Here is a 24,281-nt window from a genome sequence, read left to right on the forward strand (position 1 = left end):
ATTGTCAACTATGAGCGAAAAGATTTGGCTCTCTTCCCCCCATATGGGCGGCACCGAACAAAGTTTTGTTACCACTGCTTTTGAAACCAACTGGATTGCCCCGCTGGGAACTAATGTGGACGGCTTTGAACAGGATCTGGAACAATTTCTGAAAGAGGGAGATGTGGCTGCGTTATCTTCCGGTACTGCCGCACTTCACCTCGCGCTGATACAGTCCGGTGTGAGCGCAGGCGATGAAGTGATTTGCCAAAGCATGACTTTCTCCGCTTCTGCCAATCCCATCGCTTATCAGGGCGCTATTCCGGTGTTTGTAGACAGTGAAAGGGATACCTGGAACATGGACCCGGTGTTGCTGGAGCAGGCCATCAAAGAGCGCATCGCCAAAGGCAAAAAGCCCAAAGCGATCATCCCGGTGCATCTGTACGGTATGCCAGCTAAAATGAATGAGATACTGGCAGTAGCCGCAGAATATGAGATCCCGGTGATAGAAGATGCTGCAGAAGCACTGGGCTCCTGGTATCATGACAAAGCCTGCGGTACGTTTGGTGATTTCGGAGTGCTGAGTTTCAACGGTAATAAGATTATTACCACCAGTGGTGGAGGTGCGCTCGTCGGGAAAGACAAGGCGGCTATCGCTAAGTCCCGCTTTCTCGCCAGCCAGGCCCGGGACCCGGCGCCACATTATGAACATACCCACATCGGTTACAATTACCGCATGAGTAATATATGTGCGGGCATTGGCCGGGGCCAGATGGAGGTGCTGGGCAAAAGAGTGGAGCAACGCAGAAGTAATTATCAGCATTACCTCCGTACATTAAGCGATCTGCCGGGGGTAAGCTTTGTAGCGGAACCTGCCGGTTCTTTCAGTAACCGCTGGCTGAGCACCGTCCTGATCGATCCGGCGCAAAGCAATGGCATTACCCGTGAAACCATACGCCTGGCGCTGGAGAAACATATCATCGAATCCAGACCGCTGTGGAAGCCGATGCACCTGCAACCTGTTTTTGCTTCTGCACCCGCTTACGTCAACGGGGTGTCTGAAGCACTCTTCGAAAACGGATTATGTCTGCCCAGCGGCTCTAACCTGACGCAGGCGCAACTGCAGCAGACCACGGACATTATCCGCTCCCTCTGGAAATAAATTCCGATGTTACCAAATATTTAAAAGTTATAACGGCCCCGCATATACGGGGCTTTTTTTCGTTTATTATACGTGCTTCTTTTTAATTAGTGATCCAAATCGTTCGTCATGTATAATAAATTATTTTTTAGTTTAAAATAAATATAATTTTTATTAATGAGTATATTTGTGCGATAATTTCAACTTAAAGGGTTCGTCAGTCGTTGTTCGATTATAACCATATCTTTTTTGCAGTACTGTTCTATGAAGATTGTCTTTAACATATGCAGGGGCATCTATGCTACAGCTGTTGCTGCGCTTGCTATCTGCATTTCCTTTTCCCTCTCCGCTCAGGACATCGAAATTAAAAACCCTTCGCTGGAAGGGCCGCCACGCGCCGCCGCCGCGCCGCCAGGCTGGGCTATTATCAACAATTCACCGGATCTTCTGCCGGGGTGTTGTGCCGTTAGCAAGCCGCCATCTGATGGCAACACCTACAGCGGTATGATCAGTAACGCTACCATGGAAGAAGGTATTTACCAGAAACTATCGGCCAGCATCAAAGGTGGAAAAGCGTATGCCTTCTCGGCTGACCTGGCGCATCCTTCCGTTTACTTCGGGCAAAAAACCTGCCTCGGCGGCTTCGTTGTATACGCCGCCAACGCTCCGGGTGCGAAAGAAGAGGTGCTGTGGAAATCGCCGGCATTTGATCATGCCGACTGGAAGCGGTACCGGATTGAGTTTACCCCCACAAAGGACTATGCCTACATTATGTTATGCAATTATTTTATTCCCTGCAGAGATGGAAAACTGGGAGCCGTGCTGGTAGATAATCTCTCCCCTTATCTGCAGGAAATTCCCCGTATTACGGTAACGGTTACACCCACCTGTAAAGGCACCAGCATGGGCATTGCCCGTGTAGACGTGCTCTCGGGACCGTCGCCGTTCACCTGTAAATGGTTGCCCGGTGGGCAAACAGACAATTTTGTTGACCATCTGGCTGCCGGCAGCTACGAGGTAACGGTCACCGGCGCCAATGGGACCTACGCTACCGCTATTGCCCGTATTGACGCGGTGGAGCTGCAGAATAAAATCACGGTAACGCCTTCTAAATGTTATGGTGACAACACCAATGTCCTATCGCTGGTCACCACAGGCGGCAAACCTCCTTACCGGTATTATTTGAATGGCTCCGATCATCCGCAGTACACGCCGGAATTCCGTGATCTGCGTCCCGGTAACTACCGGTTGCTGGCAAAAGATGAAATGGGATGTGTTTCGCCGGAAGAAAAAATTGCTGTAGCAGAGCCGGCTCCGCTACAGCTGATGTCTGCACAGGTAAAGGACATCAGTTGCAGTGAAACACACGACGGGCAGATAACGCTTACGCTCGCGGGCGGCACTGTACCATATCATTACCGTCTGGAAACAGGGGAGTGGCAGTCGGACAGCGCCTGGCGAAAACTGGATGAAGGACGTTATTATTTTATTGCGAAAGACAACAACGATTGTCAGGTGAGGGGGGCTGTGGAGATTATCCGCAATAACCGCCAATGCGCGGTGTACGTGCCTACAGCTTTCAGTCCCAATGGCGACGGCCGTAATGACCTGTTCCGCTGCCGGGTGAACGACGATATCAGTAAGTACCAATTACAGGTCTTCAATCGCTGGGGAACGCTCGTTTTTCAGAGCAACGACCCCGGTCAGGCCTGGGACGGTTACCGGCAGCCTGCCGGGAGTTATGTTTGGGTGCTGGTGTATACTGACAGCAAACTGCAGGGGCGCAGGCAGCAGGGGAGCCTGGTGCTGGTGCGTTAGCCGGTGGTCAGCTTGTTGTTTTTAAACGGGTACTGCTCCAGCCGTTTCAGTAACTTCTTGTTTTGTGCAATTTCCCGGATGGCCTGCATGTGTTTCGCATGATGCAGGTCGGTACCGATATAATCGATCATATTCGCGTCCAGCAGTTGTGTGGCGGCCTGTTGCACATGTTTGCCATAATAACCGGTAAGTGACAGCAGGTTCATTTGCAGCTGACATCCCCAGGACTTAAATTCTTTATACTGCTGGAAGTTTTTGTGGCAATAGTTGTAACGTTCGGGATGGGCCAGCAGCGGCATATATCCGCGCGCGCTGAGCTGGAACAGCCAATGGTGCATCTGTGGCGGCGCGGATACGAAAGAAATCTCTACCAGCACCAGCCTGCCGTTGAGTGTCAGCAGGGGCGACTTGAGCAGGTTTTCAAACTGCTCGTCCATATAATATTCCGCCGCATAATTAAAGGGAACGTTGATCTGCCGGGCAGCGAGTGCCGCTTCCACCTCGAGGTACGGTCCGTGGAGGGTGTCCTGTGAATTAGGATACCTGTCCATCATAATATGAGGCGTGGTAATAATTTTCCGGATACCCAGTTCATGAAGTTGGCTTATAAATGCTACGCTGGTGTCTACATCGGGAACGCCGTCATCGACCCCCGGAATCAGGTGCGAATGGATATCAGTTTCGACGCCTGACAGGAAGGGTGCCAACAATTTGCTATCATCCCGCTTTTTCCTGAAGAAGAACATGGTTAAATTTTTCCTTTGATTTTTTCAGGACAATGGCTCGCAAAATCTTTGCCATAGTATTTATAAGACGATCAGTTTCACAATTTCTTCCAGGTACTGCTGATCGGTGGTGTCAAAATGGTCGGGCAGCTCACTGTCCACATCAAGCACGCCTGCCACGACGCCGTCTTTCATCAGGGGCACCACGATTTCAGATTTGGAAAGGCTGCTGCAGGCAATATGTCCCGGGAAGGCTTCCACGTCGGGCACAACCAGTGTAGTGGCTTGCGCCCAGCTGGTGCCGCACACGCCCCGGCCCTTACGGATACGGGTACACGCTACAGGTCCCTGGAACGGTCCCAGTACCAACTCTTCCTGCTTTACCAGGTAAAAGCCTACCCAAAACCACCCGAACTGTTCTTTTAACGCCGCCGCCACATTGGCCAGGTTGGCCACCAGGTCCGGCTCCCCTTCCAGTAATCCTTTTATCTGCGGAATGAGGGACTGGTATTGTTCCGCTTTTTCTCCCTGAATGATCTGCAGGTCTTCTGCCATTTGTTTTTGGGTAAAGATACAGCACGCAAAGGTGCAAAGCAGCAAAGCAAGGGGAGATTTCGTTTTTTCGTTTTTTTTTACTTTTTTTTGACCATTCTACTTTCCCCTGGCAGGATTAAATAGCTGGGTAGGTATATGGTGATCATCCCAGCCTTTGCGTGCTTTGCTGCTCAGCGCCTTTGCGAGATTTTTTTACTTTTCCCGTTATTATCGTATATTTAAACTGAGGTAACCATTGAGGATAACAGGGCTCATTATCAGTAATTCGCGATCATTTCAGACAGCTAACAGCTTTATTAAATATCTTTGCTACACTATGAATCAACCTGAAGTAATACTAGTGACTGAATCCGACGAAGCTATTGGTACCATGGAAAAAATGGAGGCGCATCGCAGGGGCCTGTTGCACCGCGCATTTTCCGTATTTATTTTAAATGATGCCGGAGATATGCTGCTGCAGCAAAGGGCACTGGGAAAGTACCATTCTCCCGGCTTGTGGACCAACGCCTGCTGTAGCCATCCGCTTCCCGGTGAAACCATTCCGGAAGCCGCCCACCGCCGGCTGATGGAAGAAATGGGTTTCGACTGCCCACTGGAGGAGATTTTTTCTTTTACTTACAGAACAGCTTTCGACAACGGCCTTATCGAGCACGAATTTGATCATGTGCTGATAGGTACTCACAACGGTGCAATTCACCCCGACAGCACAGAAGTAAATGACTACAGGTATATGTCTGTTCATCAGATCCTGGAACTGATGGAGAAGGAACCGGCCCGCTTCACCAGTTGGTTCCATCTCGCATTACCGAGGGTGCTAAAACATCTGAATATGTCTGTCACCGCTGCAGGTATATAGTCACCCTGTACTTTTTTGTTACATCTCATTTGCTGTTAACCGAAGCAAGCCAACTTTTACTGTGCCAACAGGTATGGTGGGCTGTTAATATGCCTGCCCGCCGCCGTTTACCCTGGTTTTACCTATGCCATTTCATAACCCTTAATAGTTAACTGCTAAATCCTCAGACACATGACAACGATCCAGTTTCCCCGGATCCAGTATCCGTTTCCTTCCCGTTTGAATTCCCATGTGGCAGCAGCCCAGCAACATGTTGAAGACTGGGTGCATCATCATGGTTTACTGTCCACCGACAAGGCAAGGGCCCGCTTTGCCAAAGCCCGTTTCGCCTGGCTGGCCGCCCGCGCGTTCCCGGACGCAGGGCTGCACGAGCTCTGCATCATTGCCGATTTTAACACCTGGCTGTTTATCCTCGATGATCAGTGCGATGAGGCGGAAGCCGGTAAAAAATCCGGTTTCCTGCGTAGTGTCATGACAGGTTTTATGGACATCTTTCGCCTTCCCGATCCCCGTTCACCGGCCAACAACGCGCCGCTGCCGGCCGCGCTCATCAGCATCTGGGAAAGGATGAAAGCCATCAGCACGCCGGCATGGCAGGAACGTTTCATCCGCAGCATGGAAGACTATTTTAATTCCTGCCTCTGGGAAGCGCAGAACCGCGAAAATCGTATAGTCCCCACCGTGGCCGACTACGTACGTATGCGCCCCTATACCGGCGCCCTCCTCGCCGACGTGGAGGCGATAGACATCATCGAAAAAATCTATCTGCCGGCAGACACGCTGCAAAACGCACTGCTCAAACGCATGGTACAGGCCTGCAACAACATCGTATGCTGGGCCAACGACCTGTTTTCTTTTCCGAAAGAACACCAGGCCGGCGACGTCCATAACCTGGTACTGGTGCTGCAGCATGAACACCAGTGCTCTCTCCAGGAAGCGATCGATGAAGCCGCCCGGATGCACAACGAGGAAGTAGCCATTTTTGTAGTACTGGAAAAACTGCTGCCGCTCACAGGCAACGAAAAAGATTATGAACTGCTGCGCTATGTAGCTGTACTGCGTTCCTGGATCACCGGCAATTTCGACTGGAGCATGCACGATACCGGACGCTATAGCGCCATGATGAAAGAATATGTCAACAGCTGAGATAAAAATATTGGACCTTCAGGCAGCCCCGGGCTTTAGCCCGGGGTGCCTTTACGTTTGCTGATGTATTTCTCCAGCCGCTTGCCCAGCCACCAGAAAGAAACAGCGAGGATAGAAAAAAACAACCCCTTGTTGGTCCGGTCCCAGAGGTATTCGAAGTAACGGGTATACAGGTCCAGCAGCAGGAAAATAACGCCGAGGTCACGCAACAGGTCGTCTTTCGTACGGATGCCCAGCAGGAGGGTGAGGATACACTGTACGCTGAACACCACCACCCACCACAACAGGTGTACCTGGCGCAGGGCCTGCCATTCTTCCCAGGTGCCGCAATTCCCGAAAATAGAGATCAGCCAGCCGGACAGCAAAAACAACAGCCAGCCGCCACCCCAGGTGATTTCTTTGGCCGGCAGGAAGATGGCGGACCGCTTCATCAGCCAGCCGGCGCCTATTATCACGGCCGCCAGCAACGCCATGCGGCAGGGGAGGTTCATCCCCAGGAAATACGGACCGTCGCCGGTAAGATAATAGGTCAGCTTCACGTACGCGGGTATCAGGCAGATCAGGGTGGCCATCCACAACAGCCGGGAATGCAGCGTCAGCGCCACGGTAGCGTATACCGCCGTCGCCAGCAGCCAGAATACCCCATAGTTGCCGCCCAGGTAATCCATGCTCTTGCCAAGGTACACCACGGTAACGCCTGTACTCAATACCGGTAGCAGCCAGAATAGTTCACGGTTAAAAGAAAAGGCAGGCTGATGCCGGTTGCGGCGCCACCCCTGGTAACAAAGAAACGCTGTCAGCCCGGCAAACAGGAAGGCGATCACGCCATCCGTCAGCGAAAACTTTTTCCGCAGCACCTCGATCCACTTCTCGTCCAGCACCAACGACCCGAAAGCCATCAGGGCACAGGAAATAGCAGCGATAAAGATATACAGGGTGATCGTCTGCCAGTCGTTGCTGCGGACGGAATAGCTCTTCTGCAGCGCTTCCGCCTGCACGTCCGTGATCAGCTGGTCCTGCTGCCACTGCCGGATGGCCCGGTGCAAAAACTGTCCGTCTCTTTTGTCTACTTCCATCATAAGCTTAGCTGGATTTATCGCCTATATGTACCAGGCGAAGGGTATTCCGTTTTTTGATCTTCAACCGGAAATGATTGAAGAAAATCAACAAGGGGATCAGGCAAAAACTGATATTTTGGATAGTCTGGTTGTCAGGGTAGATAAAATAAGCGAGGGCAATCGCCGTAAAACCGAACGTCATCGTCAGAAAACTGTATTTCAACCGCTGGTACAGCAGCTCTTTTTCTGTATGCTGCCCCACGACCGCCAGCCCGGGTTTGCGCTGGAAAATATAGTAGCTGATCCAGAACAGCCCCGCCAGGCAACCGGCGAGATTAAACAAATAGATATACAGCGGCAGCATAAAATGACTGCTCATATGCATCATCGATGCCGTGGAAAAAGGAAAAGTAACAATAAAAAACAGGAAAAAAAGGTTGCGGTGGATCAACCCATCGTCATAATGCTGTAAAAAGCGACACAAATGCAGATGCCATTTCCAGAAGGTCCCGATAAACATAAAACTCATCGCAAAGGTGAAAAACTCCATCAGGAACGGATGCAACACCTGCCGGTAACCGCCTGCAGGCAAGTGTTCCGGCATATGCGGCAACTTGATTTCGATGATCAACAGGGTAATGGCAATGGCAAACACAGCATCGCTGAACAACACGGCCCTGTCCAGCTCAAATTCACGGTGAGGGGTTTTAGCTTCCTTGATAACTGACATAGACATATAAAAACGTATGGCTTTTCGGCAATATACGAAAAGCTAAAGAAAGCCGCTATCCACCGTTTTTTTAAATCCGGTAGTTTCGTATATTCGGGGAACAGCATCTCTTGTGCGACCGCCTCCGGTCAGAATTATCTATGCGTTGCGGCTTTGTCATCCGCCGGTAGCTGTTTTACAACCTTTTCTCTTTTCATTTGTTAGGTATTTATCAATCATCATATACTTTCAATGTTATAAGTATGCGTTGTACCCTTATATTGATTTCTACACTTTTTTTGTCAGGATTAAATACCACTTACGGGCAGATGGATACAACCAGGGGAAACTACGCCTTTAACCTGGCCGATTGTATACAATACGGGATCGCGCATCATCACGATATGGTCAATGCCAACCTGGATGTGGACTTTTCAAGGGAACAGGTAAAGGAAGCCACCGCCAAGCTGTTGCCCCACGCGGATATCAATGCCAACTTCACCGACAATATGAAACTGGCCACCTCCCTGATCCCCGACATCGCCAGCGGTAACTACGACCGTAAAATACCGGTGCAATTTGGTACCCGCTTTGCTTCCAACGCGACCGGGCAGATCAATCAGACCATCTTCCAGAGCGATTATTTCCTCGGACTGAAAGCTTCCCGCGTATACCGCGGACTGGCCACCAAAAACCTCACCCGCACGGAGATAGATACCAAAGTGGCCATCATCAAAGCCTACTACGCGGTGCTCACCAACCAGGAAAACATCCGCCTGTCCAAATCCAATCTCGATCAGCTGCGCAAAACCCTCTCCGACACCAAAGCCCGCTACGATGCCGGCGTGTCTGAAAGGGTAGACGTAGACCGGATACAGGTGTCCTATAATAATGGCGTGACCCGGATCGAAAACCAGATCCGCGAACTCGTATATACGATGCAGTTACTCAAGTTCCAGATGGGCATGCCGCAGGAAAGTGACCTCGAGCTCCGCGAAACCGTGCAGGACCTCAATGTGGAAGCGTTTTCCACCGATACGCTCAACTATAAAGTGGAAGACCGCGTGGAATACAGCATCCAGAACACCCAGATAGCCCTTAATGAACTGAACCTGAAAAGCAAGAAGATGGCCTATCTGCCCCAGCTGAACTTTTTCGTCAACTATGGGGTCAACTGGTTTTCCACCAAATTCGGCGACCTGTACAAACAAGGCTTCGGCGCCTCCGCACTGGGCCTCAACTTGTCATGGTCTATTTTTACCGGTACCGAAAGGCTCCACCAGATCAGGCAGCTGGGCATCACCCTGAAAAAATCACAAAATGATCTCGACTTCCTGTCACAGCAGATAAAACTGGAGGTGAAGAGCGCTAATACATCCTACGAAAGCAACAGGGCCACGTTCGTTACACAGAAGACGAATATGACACTAACGCAGGGCATATACGACAGGATCGTACTGAAGTTCGAGCAGGGCGTGGCTACCAGCCTGGACGTTATCTCAGCGGAAAGCCAGCTTACCCAGGCCCGCACAGACTACGTCAACGCCATGCTGGCCACCCTGATCAGTAAAACCGATCTGGACAAAGCCATGGGCAGAATCAAATAGTATCAAAGCAAATACAACAATTATTAATTTTTTCTCCATATGTACCTGAAATCAAATTGGATCATAATTCTGGTTGCGCTGCTGGGCACCGCCTGCGGTGGTGGAAAAAAACAACAGCAACAGGCAGCCATGATGGGCATGATGAAGGCAACTGTCGTAGCACAGGAAGTGGTGCCGGCTTCCTATACCGTGCACACCCAGTTCCCGGCTACGCTGACAGCACACGATGAAGTGGCCATTCGCTCCGATGTGACCGGCTATCTCTCCGCCATTAAAGTGAAAGACGGCAGTATGGTGAAAAAAGGGCAGCCGCTGTATGAGATCGACAAAAGCCGGTATGTGGCCGCCTATGGCCAGGTAGCCGCTACCCAGCAACAGGCGGAAGCGGACCTCGCCCAAAAAGAAAAAGATTACGAGCGATATAAAACCCTGCTGGAGCATGACGCCATCTCCAAACAGACGGTCGACCAGGCATATACCGCCGTGATGACGTCCAAAGCCAACCTGGCCGCTGCCAAGGCGGCCGTGGCCCGCGCCGGCACAGATGTCAATCACGCGATCATACGCGCTCCGGTCAGCGGCAGCATCGGCATCGTACAGATCAAAGTCGGTGATATCGTCAACGCCGGCCAGACGCTGATCAATACGCTGGTCAACGAACATCCTATCTTCGCCGACTTCGACGTGCCTCAGGCCAGCATCCCCCAGTTCTATCGCATCCAGAAAGGACAGGGCGATGAAAAATTCTTCCTGAAATTCACCAGCGGTGAAACCTATAGCGAACAGGGGAAAATACAGGCCATCAATAATATTGTAGACCCACAGACCGGTACCATCCGGGTGCGGCTGGTGTTCGGGAACAAAGACGGTCAGCTTAAATCAGGCATGAGTGGCGTAGTGGTCATGCAGTACGCCACACCGGCCACACAGGTGGCCATCCCGGCGAAAGCGATCGTACAGAACCTCTCCGAAACGTCCGTGATGACCCTCACGAAAGACAATGTGGTGAAACCCGTGCACATCACGCCCGGTCCCGTTACCGACACCATGCTGATCGTAGAAGACGGCCTTAAAGCCGGCGACCGCATCATCGTGGAAGGCCTGCAGAAAGTGAGGCCGGGAGATACCGTGAACGTGGCCGGTCCCGGTACGCCCGCAGCACCGCCGGCAGGTAAACATTAATTCCTAAAATCACCATCACAGTATGATTTCAAAAACTTTTATAGAGCGCAAGAATACTACGATAGTTATATCCATCATCCTGGTGATTGTAGGGTTGATCTGTATGTTTAACCTGCCTATTGCCCAGCTGCCAGATATTGCACCCCCCGTAACGGATGTAAGGGCCAACTATGTGGGCGCCAACTCCACCACCGTGGAAGAAACGGTGACGACACCCATCGAAAACCAGGTGAACGGTACGCCCGGCGCCATGTACATACAGTCGGTAAGCGCCAACGATGGTTCCATGAGTATCACCGTTACCTTCAACCTCGGCACCGATCCCGATATCGCCACGCTCGACGTGCAGAACAGGGTGAGCCTCGCCCTCCCCAGTACGCCGGACGAAGTAAGGCGTGTAGGGGTGACTGTTAAAAAACGTTCCAATGATATGTTGATGGTTATCGGGCTCAACTCGCCGAAAGGGCAACATACCCGCGAATTCCTCGACAACTACATCAATATTTACCTCAAACCGGAACTGGCCCGTATCGAAGGGGTGGGAGACGTGAACGCCTTCTCCCAGGACTACAGTATGCGTATATGGCTCAACCCTGATAAGATGGCGGCGCTCAACCTGACGGCGGCTGACATCGCACGGGCGGTGACCGAACAGAACCAGCAGGTGCCGGCAGGCAGTATCGGGGCGCCCCCCATGTCCCGCACCCAGGCTTTTGAATATACGGTGAGTGTAAGAGGCCGCCTGGCCACTTCCGAAGAATTCGGTAATGTGGTGGTCGCTAAAAATCCGAACGGTGGTCTCATTCGCCTCCGCGATGTGGCCCGTATCAACCTTGGCTCCTTCACCTACGCTATCGATGCCAAAGCAGATGGTAAAACCGGTAGCGGTCTGGCTATCTACCTGGCGCCCGGCGCCAATGCCCTCGATGTGAACGACCGCGTGATCGCCAAGATGGAAGAACTGGCCAAATCTTTCCCGGAAGATGTGAACTGGCTGATTCCTTTTGAAACGACCTCCTTCGTAAAAATATCTATCAACGAGGTGTTCCACACTTTCCTCGAAGCGCTTGCGCTGGTGGTGATCGTAGTGTTTATCTTCCTGCAGAACTGGCGGGCGACCATCATCCCGATACTGGTGATCCCCATCTCGCTGATCGGTACTTTTATATTCTTCCAGCTGCTGGGATTCTCTATCAATACCCTCACCCTCTTCGGTTTCGTACTGGCCATCGGTATTGTGGTGGACGATGCCATCGTGGTGGTGGAAGCGGTCCAGCATCATATCGACGCCGACCTGATGTCGCCGCGGGAAGCCACTTTCAAAGCCATGTCGGAAGTACAGGCGCCGGTGATCGCCATCGCGCTGATCCTCGCAGCAGTGTTTGTACCGGTAGCGTTTATTCCCGGCGTAAGCGGACGATTGTACCAGCAGTTTGCGCTCACCATCGCATTCTCGGTATTGCTATCCGCCTTCCTGGCGCTGACGCTCACACCGGCGCTGACAGCCATCCTGCTGCGGCCTGCGCATCTTACCAAAAAATCACACGGGCTGAATAAGTTCTTCTATAAATTCAATGAATGGTTTACCCGTGTTACCAACCGCTACGGCAACATGGTGATGCGTTCCATTCGCTTTACGCCGGTGGTGCTTATCCTGCTGGGGGTGCTGTTTGCCGTTGCTTTTTATCTTTTTAAGAAGACACCCACCACCTTTGTGCCCCAGGAAGACATGGGTGCCCTCTTTATAGCACTGGAACTACCGGAAGCAGCGTCTACCGAACGAACAAAACAAGTAGTGGATGAAATCGGTCATATCCTCAGCGCCGACAGCGCCGTAAACCACTTCTTCGGCATCACCGGGATGAACTTCGTGGCCAACGCGGTGAAGCCCAACTCGGGCACTTTCTTCGTGAGCCTCAAACCATGGGACGAGCGCTATGCGCATGGAGACGATATCGGTAAAGTGCTGGGCCGTATCCAGGGCGCAGCGTCGCGTATCGTCGGCGCCACCATCATTGCCATCCCGGCGCCGACCCTGCGTGGCATGGGTACGTCGGGCGGCTTCTCGTTTATCCTCGAACAAAAAAGTAATCCGGATATCAAACAATTTATGCAGGTGATGGGGCAGTTCCTGATGGAAGCCAACCAGCGGCCTGAAATAGCCCGCGCTTACGCCTTCTTCAGCGCCAATACGCCGCAGTTCAACGTAGAAGTGGACAGGGACAAATGTAAACAGCTGGGCGTGGCCGTCAGCGATGTGTTCAACGCCTTGCAGACTTTCCTCGGCGGCCTGTACGTCAATGACTTCACGCGTTTCAGCCGCAGCTTCCGCGTGGTGATGCAGGCAGACTCACTGTACCGTACCAGCATCGACAATCTCGCTACTTATTATGTACGCAATAACCTGGGGCAAATGGTGCCGCTCAGCGCGCTCATCACCACCAAAAAAGGCGCAGGCGCCCCGGTCATCAACCACTTTAACCTGTACCGCTCTGTGGAGATAGATGGCGACAGCCAGGTGGGCTACAGTAGCGGCGACGCCATCAAGGCATTACAGGAAGTGGCCGCCAAAGTGCTGCCGGAGAATTTCGGTTACGAGTGGGCCAACGTGTCCCTGCAGGAAATAAAAGCGGGCAACAGCAGCGTGCTGATCTTCATGTTGTCTATCCTGTTTGTATTCCTGCTGCTTACCGCGCTGTACGAAAGCTGGTCCGTACCATTCTCCGTACTGCTGGCGGTGCCTGTGGCGTTGTTTGGTTCCATCGTGGCGCTGGCGCTCACTAAACAGGCTAACAGCGTGTATTCCCAGATCGGTCTCATCACCCTGATCGGACTGGCCGCTAAAAACGCCATCCTGATCGTGGAGTTCTGTAAAGAGCGCGTGGACAGGGGTATGCCATTGATGGAAGCTACGCTGGAAGCGGTGAAGCTGCGTTTCAGGCCTATCCTGATGACGTCTTTTGCCTTCATCCTCGGCGTGGTGCCGTTGTGCCTGGCGCAGGGCGCCGGTGCGGCCTCCCGCGTTAATATAGGCTACACCGTTATTGGCGGTATGCTGGCAGCCACCGTGCTGGGGGTATTCACCGTTCCGGTATTATATGTGCTCATCACCAAACTGGCCTACGGTAAAAAGAAACTGGCCGAACTGGAAGCGCACGGCAACGAAGAGAAAAAACCGAAAGGGCTGGGTGAATAGTTTTATTTTGAGTCATGAAAAATACGGAACGATTCAGCAACAGGGTAACGGACTACGAGAAGTACCGGCCACATTATCCGGTGGCCATTATTCCGTACCTGTCTGCCACCACAGGACTTTCGCACAGCAGTGTTATTGCGGATATCGGTTCCGGTACCGGCCTTTCGGCCCAGCCGTTCCTCGATAATGGTAACACGGTGTACGCCGTGGAGCCCAACGAGGCGATGCGGGCTTCGGCAGAGCAGCACCTTGGCCGTTTCCCCGGCTTTAAAAGTGTTGCCGCCACGGCAGAACATACTTCCCTGCCCAATCACTCGGTAGATCTCATCGTGGCCGGACAGGCTTTCCACTGGTTCGACCAGGAGCTCACCCGTAAAGAGTTTCACCGCATCGCCAAACCCGACGCCTATGCCGCCCTGATGTGGAACCTGCGGTCTGTGAGTACGCCGTTTGAACAGGATTATGAACAGCTGTTGCAAGAGCATGGTGTGGACTATAAACATATGCAGCAACGCCATGTAGGCCCGATGCAGCTCGCCGCATTTTTTCTGCCTGGCACCTTTAAGGAGAAAACTTTTCAGAACGCCCAGCGTTTCGATTTCAAAGCATTGAAAGGCTTGCTGTCATCTTCTTCGTATATGCCGGCCCGTTCGCATGAAAACTATCCGGCCATGATCAAGGACCTTGAAGACATCTTCCATAAATACCAGGAGCAGGGGATGGTAACGTTTAAATACGAAACGAAACTGTACACAGGCAGATTGAGCGAATAAAAACATTTTTCAAAAAGATCATCATAAAAAATCCCGGAGCAATTCGCTCCGGGATTTTTTATGCGTCATTATTCTGTCATTGGATTCAGGCCAGCGCATCAAACAATATTTCCACCGGATGCTGTGCTTTTACGCCGGTGCCGTCTTTTACCTGGTGGCGGCAGCTGGTGCCGGGGGCGGCGATCAGCGTGCCGGTAGCGGCGTTGCGTACTGCCGGGAACAGCACCATTTCCCCGATCTGCATACTGAGGTCGTAGTGTTCTTTTTCGTAGCCGAAAGAGCCGGCCATGCCGCAGCAACCGGAGGGGATCACGTCTACGGTGTAGTGCTGCGGGATAGATAGCATCTTTTTACTGTGCAGCGCGGAAGACAGTGCTTTCTGCTGGCAGTGCCCGTGCAGCTTGATCTGCTGTGGCTGAGCGGTGAACTGTGCAGCGGTGATATGCCCTTTCTCTGCCTCGCTGGCAATAAACTCATCGATCAGGAAACAGTTTTTGGCCAGTGTCTGCGCCTGCGGACGAAGGTTTTCCCGTACCAGGTCGGGGTATTCGTCGCGGAAGCTGAGGATGGCAGAGGGTTCTACGCCCAACAGGGGCGTGTTGTCGTTGATAACGTTACTGAATATACGTACGTTTTCTTCTGCCAGTTCACGCGCCTGGCGCAGTAGTCCTTTGGACATGTAAGCGCGTGCACTTTCCGGATGGTCGATCATTTTCACTTCGTAACCGAGGCGGTGCAGCAGCTGTACTGCTTTGATGCCTACCGGGGTGTCGTTGTAGTTGGTGAACTCGTCGCAGAAGAGATATACCGTGCGGTTGCCGGCGCCCTGTTTTTCTTTGGGCCAGGTCTGGTTGAACCATTTCCGCAGCGTGGTGCTATGGAGGCCGGGCAGGGAGCGTTTGGCCGCGAAGCCGCTGAATTTACGGATAATACCGCCGGTAAAGCTGTTATTGATAAGTCCATTGTAGATGCCCGGAGCAATGGCCGCGAGGCCGGACAGCTTAGAAAAATTGCCGATCATCCGGGCGCGCATGGGTACGCCGTTGGCGTCATAGTAGTGTTGCAGGAACTCCATCTTCAGCTTGGCCATGTCTACATTGGACGGACATTCTGACTTACAGCCCTTGCAGGCGAGGCAGAGGTCGAGTACTTCATAGATCTCTTTATGATCGAAGCGGTTTTCTTTGGTGGAGTGGGTAAGGAACTCACGCAGGATGTTGGCCCTGGCGCGGGTGGTATCTTTTTCGTTGCGGGTGGCCATGTAGCTGGGACACATGGTACCGCCGCTCAACGGTGTTTTACGGCAGTCACCGGAGCCGTTGCACTGCTCGGCGTGTTGCAGCACGGTTTGTTCCGGGAAGTGGAAGATGGTATGGAAGTCCGGTGTTTTTTGTCCGGGTTCGTAACGCAGCATACTGTTCATGGACGGCGTGTCCACGATTTTATTGGGATTGAAGATATTTTCAGGGTCCCACGTGTATTTGATCTGGCGCAGCAGCTCATAGTTTTTTTCGCCTACCATCTGACGGATGAATTCACCGCGCAGGCGGCCGTCACCATGTTCGCCGCTGAGGGAGCCGTGGTATTTTTTAACAAGGGTGGCTATTTCTTCTGCGATGGTCCTGAAGAGTTGATTGCCTTCTTCCGTTTTCAGGTTGATGATCGGGCGGAGGTGGATCTCACCGCTGCCGGCGTGTGCATAGTGTACGGCGTGCAGGTCATACTTTTCCAGGATCACGTTGAAGTCACGGATAAAATCGGGGAGGTCTTCTACGGCTACGGCGGTATCTTCAATCACCGGCACGGCTTTTTCGTCGCCAGGCAGGTTACTGAGCAGTCCCAGTCCGGCTTTGCGGAGGGTCCAGATTTTTTTGGTGTCTTCCCCGAACAGGAGGGGGAAGTGGTAGCCCAGTCCGGCGGCGCGCAACTGTGTTTCCAGCCGGCCTGCTATTTCTTTCACTTCTTCACGGGTATTACGGCAGAATTCCACTACGAGGATGGCGCCGGGGTCGCCCTGTACAAAGAAGCGGTTTTTACGTTGTTCGATATTGTCTTTGGTGCACTCGAGGATGAAGTGGTCTATCAGTTCGCTGGCGCTGGGTTTGAAGTCCATCACCTGGATATTGGCCCGGAGGGATTCGTCCACGCTGTTGAAGTGGATGCAGAGCAAGCCTGTCTCTTTGGGAGGCAGGGGGTTGATATGCAGTTTTATTTCTGTGATCAGGGCGAGGGTCCCTTCGGAGCCTGCGATGAGTTTGCAGAAATTAAAATCTTCGGTGCCGGCGGTAAAAGGAGCGGTTTCCAGCAACATGTCTACGGCGTAGCCGGTATTGCGGCGGGGGATGCTCTTTTTAGGGAATTCGCGGCGTATCTCTTCCTGGTTGCGGTAGTCGCTCAGGGCGCTGCGTATCTGCTGATAGATGCGGGTTTCGAGGGTGTCCGGGCCTTCGCATTTAGCGTGGAAAGCGTCGGGGCTGAGGGTATTGAAGGTAACTTCTTCGCCGTTGCTTAGCAGGGCTTTCACTTCCAGCAGGTGTTCGCGGGTGCTGCCGTATACCACGCTGTTGGAGCCGCAGGAGTTGTTGCCTACCATCCCGCCGATCATGGCGCGGTTGGCGGTGGACGTTTCCGGGCCGAAGTAGAAGCCGTGCGGTTTCAGGTACATGTTCAGCTCGTCGCGGATCACGCCCGGCTGTACCCGTACCCAGTTTTCGGCGGTATTGAGTTCCAGTATTTTAGTGAAGCTGCGGGACACGTCGGTAATGATACCGTTGCCCACCACCTGGCCAGCCAGCGAGGTACCTGCAGTGCGGGGGATCAGCGATGTTTTGTTGGTACGCGCAAAAGAGATCAGTTTCTTCAGGTCGTCTGTCGATTCGGGGATGGCCACTGCCAGCGGCATTTCACGGTATGCCGACGCGTCGGTGGCATAGAGTGTCCGCATGGTATTGTCTGTATAAAGCGTTCCTTCCAGTTCCTGGGCCAATTGTTCCAGCTTTTCGCGCATCATGGTATGTACCGGGTTTTGAGAGGGCGAAATTAATATTTCAGTCCGGCTTTTTTATCTCTTGTAATGTATTCGTCAAAAAAAACACTATTCCTTTACAAATTGCGGCTTTTTTACCTGCAGGCCGCAAACGGCTTCTATCCTGTCTGCCAGGTAAGCTGCCAGATCGGGTGACAGGGCCTCGTCGTGCATGTGCATGAAAAAATAGATCTCCTGCAGACCGTTGTCCAGCCAGTATTTGATCCGGTTAGCCCAGTCGTCGATACGGGTATAGTCGGTCGGATGCAGGCTGTTGCCCACAAAGCGGATGAATATCTTCGGTACGGTGAGGTGCATATGGGCGCAGTCCCTTCTGCCGGCGGTATCGGTGATGATGGCGCCCACTTTCAGTTCCCGCAGTTTATCGAACAGTTCCAGCCGCACGGCCTCATCTTCATACCATTCTTTATGTCTTACTTCCAGGAAAAACTGCAGGTCGGTGGGCAGGGAGGCCAGGTAATCGTACAGCGCTTTTCGTTTGGCAGGGCCGTATTTGTCGCTCAGCTGCAGGAAGATAGGGCCGAGGTGTTTGCCGAAGGCCAGCACGCCTTCCAGGAAAGCGGTGGTTTTCGGGCCGGCGGTAGCGGGACCGAGATTGCTGAAGTGGCTGATGGCCTGTGGCACCTTGGGGCAGAATTTGAATTCCATGCCTTTGGCTGGTGCGTCCCATTTGGAGATGGTGTCCGGACCATAGATCTGGTAGTGCGTGGCGTTGAGCTCAATGCTGTTGAAATGACGCACGTATTCGGGCAGAAAAAGGGCTTCTTTGGTGCCTTTGGGATATATTTTCCCGATCCATTCCTTGCGGCCCCACTTGGCGCAGCCCAGCCAGGCTTGCGGTTTCTTAACGGGCTTGCCTTTCAGCACTTTTTTGTTGAAAAGCGGCTCAGCGGGCAGTTTGAAGTCCAGTTCTTCCAGCTCCGCAGGTGTAACACGGCCAAAATCCATAACAGCAGGTTTTAACGGGTGCACATGACGATCATGGTAAAAGGGATAAGGGCAGGTACTGCAAATATACTAAAAGCAGGGGGCTGCAGGGGCAAAACACACTGCTAAAATAAAATAGTGGAAACCTTTTGTTTTTTTGTTTTTACAAGTTAACTTAAGATAGATTATCAATTATTTAGCATGGAAATTTTACACGTTAGCGCGGAATGTTACCCGGTAGCCAAAGTAGGTGGGCTCGGTGACGTGGTAGGGGCATTGCCCAAATACCAATACGAGCTGGGGGCTATCGCCAAAGTGGTGGTACCGGCCTACAGGAATAAGTATTACGATACGCATGAATTTGATGTGGTGCATCAGGCCGGGATGTGGCTGGGGCACGACTGGTATCATTTCAATGTGTTAAAAGAGCGGAACAATGAGCTGGGTTTTGATCTGTACCTGGTGGACATCCCCGGTTTACTGGATACGCCCGGTGTTTACGGTTATCCCAATGACACGGAGCGGTTCCTGGCCTTCCAGATAGCCGTGCTGGACTGGGTCAATGAATGGAATCACCAGCCGGACGTTATCCATTGTCATGACCATCACACCGGCCTGGTTCCTTTTCTGATGGCTTATGGCTATAAATACGAGCGCATGCGGGAAGTTCCTTCTGTGCTCACCATCCACAATGCCCAATACCAGGGCCAGTTTGGGTGGGACAAGCTGTACCTTATCCCGTCTTTTGACCTGTGGAAAGCGGGTTTGCTGGACTGGGGCGGAGCTATCAACCCGCTGGCGGCGGCTGTTAAATGCGCCTGGAGGGTCACCACGGTATCGCCCGGATACCTGGAAGAGCTGTACCAGCAGGCCAACGGACTGGAATGGCTGATCAATCATGAACGCGCCAAAACCGTTGGCATCATCAATGGAATAGACACAGCGGTATGGGACCCGGAGACAGACCATATGGTACAGGCCAATTACGACCTGGAAACGGTGGCGCAGGGTAAAGGGGAAAACAAACAGGCCCTTTGTGAACGTTTTGGCCTCGATGCGTCGTTGCCGCTGGTATCGTTCATCGGCAGGCTGGTAGGGGATAAAGGCGCCGATCTGTTGCCGGAGATTATCAGCCGCACCCTGCATGAGCTGCCGGGCGAGGTAAACTTCCTCGTACTGGGTAGCGGTGATCCACATGTGGAATGGTCACTACAACAAACCCGACATGATGTTAGCTACGGTTTTAATCTGCATATCGGATATAATGAAGCACTGTCACACCTGATCTATGCCGGCAGCGATTTCCTGCTGATGCCGTCCAGAGTGGAACCCTGCGGGCTGAACCAGCTCTACGCCCTGCGTTACGGCACCGTGCCGATGGTCCGCAGTACCGGCGGATTAAAGGATACCGTGACCGATTTTGGAGATCCCAACGGATTTGGCATACGTTTTAATCAGGCTGGGGTATGGGATGCCTGTTACTCCGTAAAACGTGCCGTGGAACTGTTCAACGATACCACCCATCTCTCGGAAATCCGTTTGCGAGGCATGCGGCTCAATCATTCCTGGGGACGCTCGGCCCAGCAGTACCTCGATGTTTACAACAGTATGAAAGGCTAACTAATCACGATAACGCGCTGCGATTTCCTAATCTAAACCAACGTCCACACTATGACTAAAGATGTAATATCCATTATTCTCGGAGGCGGTGCAGGTACCCGCTTATATCCCCTTACCCGTCGCCGTTCCAAGCCGGCAGTGCCCCTTGCCGGTAAATACAGGCTGGTGGATATTCCTATCTCCAACTGCCTGAACGCGGAACTGAACCGTATTTTCGTTTTAACCCAGTTCAACTCCGCCTCGCTTAACAAGCACATCAAAAACTCGTACCATTTCAGTCATTTCGACAAAGGATTCGTTGACATCCTCGCTGCCGAACAAACACCCGACAATCCCACCTGGTACCAGGGGACCGCAGATGCCGTAAGGCAGTGCCTGCACCATGTGGAGAATTTCGACTTTAAATATGTGCTGATACTCTCCGGTGACCAGTTGTACCAGATGGATTTCCGGGATATGATCAACCATCACATCGAAACAGGAGCGGAAATATCCATTGCTACCATTCCGGTATCGGCTAAAGACGCATCAGATTTCGGTATCCTGAAAACCGATAATACCGGCGCTATTGTTTCCTTTACGGAAAAACCGTCACAGGAAGTGCTGCCGCCGTGGGCGTCTGAGGTGAGCGATGAGATGAAGGGCATCGGCCGGGTATACCTCGCCAGCATGGGCATCTATATCTTTAGCCGCGACGTACTCTTCGATATGCTGGGCAAACAACCGGAGGCGGCCGACTTTGGCAAGCAGCTGATCCCTGAAGCCATCGAGGCCAAAGCCCGGGTGTTCAGCTACCAGTATGAAGGTTACTGGACCGACATCGGTAACATTTCCTCGTTCTGGGAAGCCAATATCGGGCTCACAGACGATATACCGCAGTTTAACCTTTTCAACGAATCACAGACCATCTACTCCCGCGCGCGGATGCTGCCCCCCGCCAAAATATCCGGTACCATGGAGAAAACAATCATCGCCGATGGTTGTATTATTATGGCAAGCCGGTTGGAACGCTGTGTGGTGGGTATCCGTACCCGCATCGGCAAAGGCTCGGTCGTCTCCAATACGTATATCATGGGGAGTGACTATTACCAGACACTCGACGAACTGGACAGGGCCAGCGCAGAAGGCCGTCCGCCCATGGGCATCGGCGAAGACTGTGTGATCGATAAGGCAATTATTGACAAGAACTGCAGTATCGGAAATAACGTACATATTCAGGGCGGAGACCATCTTCCGGATGGCGACTTTGAAAAATATACGGTGAAAGACGGCATTGTTGTTGTTAAAAAAGGAGTAGTCCTGCCGGACGGATTCAACATCTAACAAATCAATACACATGCGAGTGTCAATTGAGCGGAAACCTACGAAGATCTATCCTGATCTGAAAAGAGTGGTAGCCAGGTTTTTTTTCAATGGCGAAGCCAGGGCCAAATCCATTATACAACATGTTGCCACCATGAGCGATGAACAGGTGGATGTAACGATAACGCCTATACTGAGAGAGTTCTCCCGGCGCCACCGTAACATTACCCGTATTTTCGAGAAACATGCAGACAGGATCCGGCACCTTTTCGCTGCTGTTCAGGTTAACTACGACGAATTGTCCCTGAAAAGAAAACTGTTGACAGGTTCGTATTTTACTAATGAATATTCGATTGAATCTGCCGCCTTTTTTAACCCGTCGATGATCGAAGATGTGGACCAGAGCGGACTGGAAGAAGGGGAGAAAAGAGTGATCCTCAGTTTCCGGGCCGTAGGTGAAGGACATATCTCCTCCATCGCTTTCCGCAGCGGTATCATCGACCGCAATAACCAGATCACTTTACAAACGGCCGGCAATTATGTGGATGAAGCGGAAGTAATCCGCAATGCCATGTATAAGAAGGAGACTTTCTTTCAGAATGCAGTCTCCATCAAACTGCCGGACCCTGTGATGCAGGAGGTGATGAACAGCCTGTCAGACGAGTTTGAGTACATGTCGCTGAAAAAAGTGATCCGTGAAATGCAGCAACGCTACCAGGTAGACCACCTGGTGAAAAAAGCGCTGGAAAGATTGCTCTGGCTGGCAGACTCCTACTACGAACTGAATTTCTCGCTGGACACGGACATTTCCGACCGGGTGATTTTTCCGTACTCCGATGCGGAAAGCCGGGGTATTGAAGACGCCCGCTTTGTGAAGTACAAAGGGGAAGATGGCAAAATTACCTACTACGCTACCTATACGGCGTTTGACGGGATCACCATCCAGCCTAAACTGCTGTCTACCGAAGACTTTTATAATTTTAAAATCATGCCCTTGTATGGAGAGGGGGCCCAGAATAAAAACCTGGCCCTCTTTCCCCGCAAGATCAAAGGGAAATATGTCATGATATCCCGTATTGATGGTATCAACGGGTATATTATGTATTCCGATAAAATCAACATTTGGGAAAACCCGCAGATCCTTCAGACCCCTAAATATCCCTGGGAATTTGTACAGGTGGGCAACTGCGGCTCACCGATCGAAACGCCGGAAGGCTGGCTGGTGATTACGCATGGCGTAGGTCCTATGCGAACCTATTGCATCGGCGCCAGTTTGCTGGACCTCGAAGATCCGGGAACGGAGATCGGCCGCCTGCGGGAGCCGCTGCTGATGCCCAACAAAGACGAAAGGGAAGGTTACGTGCCCAACGTACTTTATTCCTGTGGCTCTATCGTACACAACGATGAACTGCTCATACCCTACGGACTCTCCGATTATGCTTCCGGGTTCGCCGCCGTTAATCTCGAAAAACTGCTGGCGCAAATCAAAGCTGACGGCATATGATCCTAACGCAGTGACTGATATATTTTCAGGTAATCGGCTGTCATCCGGTCGGTTGTGAAATGCTCGTGCGCATGCAGGTGACAGGCGTAACGGTCCAGTTGGTCCAGCGCTTCCACCGCCGCCACGGCTTCGGCCACCGTGTTGACTAAATAACCGGTGCGTCCGTCCTGTATCAGTTCCGGCATGGAGCCTCTGTTGAAAGCGATCACCGGGGTGCCGCACAGCATTGCTTCGGCCACGCTCAGCCCAAAGGGTTCGTTAAAATGAATGGGGTGCAACAGGGCGCTGGCTTTACCCAGCAGGTCACTGCGGGCCGGTCCTCCTACGGACCCGAGGTACCGGATCTGTTCATCATCTATGAAAGGTTTTACCATTTCTTCAAAGTAATCCTGTTGCTGGATGATACCGGCTATCAGCAGGCGGCGGCGGGCCTGCAGCGCAATCTGTATGGCGTCGTGCGTGCCCTTGTCGGGATGAATGCGGCCGTAATACAGCAGATAGTCGTCCGGAGCCGGGTTAAAGGCAAAGTCAGCTGGCCTCACACCATTGTAAACCGTGGCTTTATAATGCAGCCGGGGATGGCGGTCAGCATTACTGATCGCCACATAATGCCCTGTGTGGTTATAGCGCTGGTATACCGGAACAATCTTCTCCGAAGAAAAGCCGTGAATGGTTGTTACCATAGGCGTATGTATCAGCCGGGAATAGGTGAGCGGCAGGAAATCGAAATGATTGTGGATGATGTCAAAATGGTGTGCCTGCTCCATCAGGTAGCTGATATGCATACATTCGTTGACTTTGGCGTCTGCGTTCCGGTCTTCCTCGTACCCCTGCGGGCAGATCCATGCCAGCTTACCCTGGGTCAGAGAGTCTCCGGTAGCAAAGAGGGTGACGTCTGCGCCACGGGCCACCAGGCCTTCGGCGAGGTTGGAGGCCATTTGTTCCCAGGGGCCGTAATGCCGGGGTGGGGTGCGCCAGGCTACGGGCGAAAGGATTGCGATCTTCATAGTGTTCCGGTTTTCCGATCAGCTTTTACGGCAAATTCCAATCCACATTCACCCGCCCATCAAATTTTGGTAGTAAAAAACCTGAAATCACAATTTCTTCTCTAACTTCGTACATTCAAAAGTTTCGATG

General features: G+C 52.2%; 18 protein-coding genes. 11 read left to right on the plus strand and 7 right to left on the minus strand.

Going from position 1 to position 24,281, the window contains the following annotated elements; all coding sequences use genetic code 11:
• The first annotated feature begins 10 nt into the window (after positions 1-10).
• Together B5D63_RS08490 and B5D63_RS08495 are read left to right on the plus strand one after the other, a co-directional pair.
• On the plus strand, positions 11-1,141 hold the full coding sequence (locus tag B5D63_RS08490) for an aminotransferase class I/II-fold pyridoxal phosphate-dependent enzyme (protein WP_078668276.1): 1,131 nt from the start codon (positions 11-13) through the stop codon (positions 1,139-1,141).
• A 228-nt stretch (positions 1,142-1,369) separates the two neighbouring features.
• Complete coding sequence (locus B5D63_RS08495) at positions 1,370-2,938, plus strand: T9SS type B sorting domain-containing protein (RefSeq protein WP_143312815.1); 1,569 nt, start codon at positions 1,370-1,372, stop codon at positions 2,936-2,938.
• Here B5D63_RS08495 and B5D63_RS08500 read toward each other — a convergent pair.
• Both B5D63_RS08500 and B5D63_RS08505 read right to left on the minus strand, forming a co-directional pair.
• The gene (locus B5D63_RS08500) at positions 2,935-3,684 is read right to left on the minus strand and encodes a tyrosine-protein phosphatase (protein ID WP_078668278.1); all 750 of its coding nucleotides are present in this window, start codon (positions 3,682-3,684) and stop codon (positions 2,935-2,937) included. The genes B5D63_RS08495 and B5D63_RS08500 overlap by 4 nt on opposite strands.
• A 60-nt stretch (positions 3,685-3,744) precedes the next feature.
• Complete coding sequence (locus B5D63_RS08505; protein WP_078668279.1) at positions 3,745-4,218, minus strand: GAF domain-containing protein; 474 nt, start codon at positions 4,216-4,218, stop codon at positions 3,745-3,747.
• A gap of 316 nt (positions 4,219-4,534) precedes the next feature.
• Between B5D63_RS08505 and idi the strand changes: the two genes are divergently transcribed.
• Together idi and B5D63_RS08515 are read left to right on the plus strand one after the other, a co-directional pair.
• Positions 4,535-5,074, plus strand: a complete 540-nt coding sequence (gene idi / locus B5D63_RS08510) for an isopentenyl-diphosphate Delta-isomerase (protein WP_078668280.1) — start codon at positions 4,535-4,537, stop codon at positions 5,072-5,074.
• Positions 5,075-5,245: 171 nt separating this feature from the next.
• Positions 5,246-6,220 carry a terpene synthase family protein gene (locus tag B5D63_RS08515; protein ID WP_078668281.1) on the plus strand — a complete coding sequence of 325 codons (975 nt, stop codon included), beginning with the start codon at positions 5,246-5,248 and terminating at the stop codon, positions 6,218-6,220.
• A gap of 35 nt (positions 6,221-6,255) precedes the next feature.
• Here the strand turns inward: B5D63_RS08515 and B5D63_RS08520 are convergent, their stop codons facing one another.
• The gene (locus B5D63_RS08520; protein WP_078668282.1) at positions 6,256-7,299 is read right to left on the minus strand and encodes a hypothetical protein; all 1,044 of its coding nucleotides are present in this window, start codon (positions 7,297-7,299) and stop codon (positions 6,256-6,258) included.
• A gap of 4 nt (positions 7,300-7,303) precedes the next feature.
• Positions 7,304-8,014 (minus strand): TMEM175 family protein, encoded by a 711-nt coding sequence (locus B5D63_RS08525; protein WP_078668283.1) that lies wholly within the window; start codon positions 8,012-8,014, stop codon positions 7,304-7,306.
• 302 nt (positions 8,015-8,316) lie between these two features.
• Here B5D63_RS08525 and B5D63_RS08530 point away from each other — a divergent pair, with 302 nt between their 5' ends.
• Genes B5D63_RS08530 through B5D63_RS08545 form a run of 4 tightly spaced genes read left to right on the plus strand, consistent with a single transcriptional unit; the run spans position 8,317 to position 14,745 of the window.
• Positions 8,317-9,594 carry a TolC family protein gene (locus B5D63_RS08530; protein ID WP_159455942.1) on the plus strand — a complete coding sequence of 426 codons (1,278 nt, stop codon included), beginning with the start codon at positions 8,317-8,319 and terminating at the stop codon, positions 9,592-9,594.
• Between the two features lie 39 nt (positions 9,595-9,633).
• Positions 9,634-10,776 (plus strand): efflux RND transporter periplasmic adaptor subunit, encoded by a 1,143-nt coding sequence (locus B5D63_RS08535; protein WP_078668285.1) that lies wholly within the window; start codon positions 9,634-9,636, stop codon positions 10,774-10,776.
• 22 nt (positions 10,777-10,798) lie between these two features.
• Positions 10,799-13,972: an efflux RND transporter permease subunit gene (locus tag B5D63_RS08540; protein ID WP_078668286.1), complete on the plus strand. Its 3,174-nt coding sequence runs from the start codon at positions 10,799-10,801 to the stop codon at positions 13,970-13,972.
• A gap of 14 nt (positions 13,973-13,986) precedes the next feature.
• Positions 13,987-14,745 carry a class I SAM-dependent methyltransferase gene (locus tag B5D63_RS08545; RefSeq protein ID WP_078668287.1) on the plus strand — a complete coding sequence of 253 codons (759 nt, stop codon included), beginning with the start codon at positions 13,987-13,989 and terminating at the stop codon, positions 14,743-14,745.
• An 85-nt stretch (positions 14,746-14,830) separates the two neighbouring features.
• Here the strand turns inward: B5D63_RS08545 and B5D63_RS08550 are convergent, their stop codons facing one another.
• Positions 14,831-17,755 (minus strand): FAD-binding and (Fe-S)-binding domain-containing protein, encoded by a 2,925-nt coding sequence (locus B5D63_RS08550; protein ID WP_235021485.1) that lies wholly within the window; start codon positions 17,753-17,755, stop codon positions 14,831-14,833.
• A gap of 84 nt (positions 17,756-17,839) precedes the next feature.
• Positions 17,840-18,739 (minus strand): DUF72 domain-containing protein, encoded by a 900-nt coding sequence (locus tag B5D63_RS08555; protein ID WP_078668288.1) that lies wholly within the window; start codon positions 18,737-18,739, stop codon positions 17,840-17,842.
• Between the two features lie 180 nt (positions 18,740-18,919).
• Here B5D63_RS08555 and B5D63_RS08560 point away from each other — a divergent pair, with 180 nt between their 5' ends.
• From B5D63_RS08560 to B5D63_RS08570, 3 genes are read left to right on the plus strand one after another with little or no spacing between them, the layout of a single operon-like run.
• Positions 18,920-20,338, plus strand: a complete 1,419-nt coding sequence (locus B5D63_RS08560; protein WP_078668289.1) for a glycogen synthase — start codon at positions 18,920-18,922, stop codon at positions 20,336-20,338.
• A 51-nt stretch (positions 20,339-20,389) separates the two neighbouring features.
• The gene (locus tag B5D63_RS08565; RefSeq protein WP_078668290.1) at positions 20,390-21,661 is read left to right on the plus strand and encodes a glucose-1-phosphate adenylyltransferase; all 1,272 of its coding nucleotides are present in this window, start codon (positions 20,390-20,392) and stop codon (positions 21,659-21,661) included.
• Between the two features lie 13 nt (positions 21,662-21,674).
• Positions 21,675-23,144: a glycoside hydrolase family 130 protein gene (locus tag B5D63_RS08570; RefSeq protein WP_078668291.1), complete on the plus strand. Its 1,470-nt coding sequence runs from the start codon at positions 21,675-21,677 to the stop codon at positions 23,142-23,144.
• Between the two features lie 2 nt (positions 23,145-23,146).
• Here B5D63_RS08570 and B5D63_RS08575 read toward each other — a convergent pair whose 3' ends face one another.
• A complete protein-coding gene (locus tag B5D63_RS08575; protein WP_078668292.1) occupies positions 23,147-24,151 on the minus strand; it encodes a glycosyltransferase family 4 protein in 1,005 nt (334 codons plus the stop codon).
• Positions 24,152-24,281 lie beyond the last annotated feature (130 nt).

Origin of the sequence: Chitinophaga eiseniae (genome assembly GCF_900167135.1) — a bacterium.
Classification (GTDB): Bacteria; Bacteroidota; Bacteroidia; order Chitinophagales; family Chitinophagaceae; genus Chitinophaga; species Chitinophaga eiseniae.